This window comes from Pseudescherichia sp., assembly GCF_031998825.1.
Classification (GTDB): domain Bacteria; phylum Pseudomonadota; class Gammaproteobacteria; order Enterobacterales; family Enterobacteriaceae; genus Pseudescherichia.
The window spans coordinates 1-3,336 of the sequence record NZ_DAMACX010000102.1; the positions used below are offsets into that span (position 1 = coordinate 1).

At 52.4% G+C, this 3,336-nt stretch carries 1 protein-coding gene; it reads right to left on the minus strand.

What is annotated here, in order from left to right; genetic code table 11:
* Window positions 1-3,191 (minus strand): Tc toxin subunit A (locus RTP97_RS21265; RefSeq protein ID WP_312417181.1); only part of this gene is annotated, 3,191 nt, incomplete at its 3' end.
* Between the last annotated feature and the right edge of the window lie 145 nt (window positions 3,192-3,336).

Sequence of the window (3,336 nt, forward strand, 5' to 3'; positions counted from 1 at the left end):
GCCGCGTCGCCCTCACCCGCCAGGCTCAGCAGCGCTGCCCCGTCGGCAAACGACAGCCCCAGCCAGCGCGGCACCATCGCCAGACGGTAGAGCGCCGAGACCACCGGCAGCGTCAGCGGGAAGGTCTTCGCCTGCGCATCGCCCTGCGCTGCCGCCACCTTATCCGCCAGCACCCGGAACTGGGCCTGGGTGATGTCCAGCCCGGCACAAATCTGACGTACCGTGCGGGCGCTGTCCCCGGTGACGTCGGTGTAGCTGACATTCTCACCGGTGATAGCGAAAGGCTCATCAAACAGCGACGGAGAGTTGAACACCTGGTCGAGGAACGGCACCGCCGGGGAAATCGCATACGGGGTGATTTCATTCAGCACGGCAGCAAACTGGAACGCCGTGACGCCGTACTTCTGCTGCCAGTGACGAAAGACACCCAGCGCACGCAGGGTGTGGGCGTTGAGGGAAAAGTCTGCGTTATCTGCGCCCTGGGCGCGGATGCAGGCGCTGAGCAGCAGGTCCGTCTCCTCATAGCTCAGACCGAGCCAGCGCTGCAGACGCACCATCCGGTTGATGCGGTCCATGCGGGCATCGGAGAGGTTCTGCAAGCCGTGGTCAAGAGAAGAACTCCAGATACAGGCGGCGGAGAAACCGGAAATATCTGTTTCGGCAACGGGTTTGCCGGAGTTGACAAGCGTATTGATATCCTCAGCCGTCAACGCTCCGTTAAATACAGCAATATCGTCGTAGATGAAATTATTTATGTCGTCTGTCGAATGAACGCCGCGAGATACATCACCCCGCGTGTTAAATGCCCACGTAAAGCCATCCGCAGTAGTAATATCATTAAATGAAGATGCATCAAACGAGACTGAAGGTGCTTGCACGTCTTCATCATAATCTATGACATACCAGTTAGCTTTCCTGTTTATCGCATCCCATGACAGGGCAATGTAATACCACTTTTGTCGTGCCATGCCTTCGCCATTATCCCATGCATTGTTTTGTGTTTTGCCTGCATTATCTGAAAGCACATAGTCTAATGTATAGTTATTGTCTTTGGTGCTTAAACTAAACCCTGATGAATAAGCTTCATAATTTGCATCACCACCATTACTGAAAATAGGTATTATTTCTGCGGCATAATTATTACCATACCCCCAAAACCCCAGCGTAAAAGACTTATCCCCTTTCATCGCCTGCGCCACTTCCCCGTCAGGCTGAAAATAGAAATAGCTGTCGTCTGCACTGCGGGTCTGGATGCCCTGGCCGAATTTTCCGTTAACATAGGTGCAGTTGGAAAAAACGAGTTCAGGAGAGGCAGGCTCAGCCACTAAAATAGCAGGCTCCATGGCCTCATTAATATATGAGGCACCATACTGGCTTTGGGAAGCAACGGTATCAAACGTATAGTAGTGCACCATCCCTGAGAGGGAACTGGCAGGCAGGCCACTGACAATATAATTTTCTAACGTAGGATCTGACAGGTCCGCATCCCATGAAGCGATATCATCATATTCAATGATGGTTTGACGCTCTGGATAGCTGTTATAGTAATTATTATCTTTATTGCCGTTAAAGCCCCAACTTTCACTTGCAAGAACAATAGAATTCAGCGAAGAAATATTTATACTACTTTTGATTTGCATTGTCGCATGATCAACACTTCCTCTTATGTATAGATTATTATCTTTATTATTATATTGCAATGCGATAAAGCACCACACATCAGGGATGAGATGAGTATTTAAAGTAAGAGCTACAGGATCGTTTGAGCCATCGCTGGCGGTAAGCTCCAGCTGATAAGCATCCCCGCTATGTCTCGCAAATAAAGTAATACCTTTTGAAGAACGCGCATACTTGTCTGTTTTATTTGTCACTATAATCGCCTGATCCGGAATATCCGCCGGGATCTTGCACCAAAATGACAAAGTGAATGGCTTCATATTTGTACCATCCGAGCTGATATTATCTTCGATATACATTTCAGCCTGTTGAGTAGCGTCACACCTGATACCGCCAGAAAATTCCCCTCGAATTATATTTAATCCATTATTGCTAAGCGTTAATGGGATCGGATTGCTACCGGTATCCAGCGAAGCGCTGGCGATGGCATCTTTAGTTGAAAAAGTAAAACCTACCGGGCAGTTATCCGATATTGCTACCGACGTCCCTCCCGCATTTCCCGCCACCAGCGCCTCCACCTGCGGCACGGTTAGCCCCAGTTGCCGGGTAAAGGTGTCGAGGTTTTCAAACGGCGTATAATCCGCCGTTGCCAGCCCGAGGTTAGTTTTATAGAAATCTGTCAGGTCAGAGGCGGTGCTGTTATCCGCCTCGGTCACCAGCGTCTGCTGCTCCGGGGCCAGCCTGCTGGCCAGTTCGGTGCTGCTGGTACTACGTGCGCCCTGCCATGCATCATTCAGGAACCACGGCCAGTCGGTTGCGGACTCGCCGATGATCTCCTCTAGCGCTACGTCAGCGTTCTCAAGTGCAAGCGCTACCTGATCATGCGGGAAGTGATACGGCAGCAGGGTCGGGTAGCGGGTCTCCGCCAGCGTCTCATCCACGCTTTTTTCCGAAGGCAGGCTGGAGGTAATGCTGTTCTCAAGGATCTCATTCACCAGCTGTAAAGCCGGAACTTCCTGGTTAATGGCATCGTTATCTACCGTCAGGGCAGCGAGGTCCGGGCGGCGCTCGGCAAGAGGGATTACCTGGTCAGCGGTGCCGCTGGCCCTAATCTCCTCTTCAAAGCTTAACGCCTGCTTATAGAGCCAGGTCAGGTAGCTGACCGGGGAATCCACCGCTTCCGGGGTACCGGACTGGCAGTAGGCCTGCCAGTTTTCGGCAAACTGGTTCTGCCATGTCGGGCCATTCTGTACCAGCCCCTGAATGTTATTACTGGCAGAAACTTTCCTCACCGGCTGGCCGCTCAGAGTCTGCCGCTGCACTTCTTCGCGAATTTGGTGAGTCAGCGTTTTTTCCCGGAACAGGCGGCGAATGTGCTGGGCCTGCCCCACGGCCAGATCCCAGGCTTTACCGCCGCGCAGGCCCAGCCACGACATATTGTCGGCGATAAACTGTTTACGGGACGTGCGGGCAATGTCAAAGACAGAGCGATAGTTATTTTTTGCAAAGCTGCCAGGGGTAACCTTAAGCGCGGTTTCCACCTGCTGAAGCGCAGGGCTATCTAAAAGAGCCATAATTTATCTCCAGTTAAAAATATTTCTGTAACGGCGCGGGTACGCGCGCCGTATATAAATTACTGTTGGGCGGCGACCAGCGACTCGCCCGCCGACTGCCAGGCGTCCCAGGTCTCCGTCACGCCACCGGGCGCGAGTTCACCCG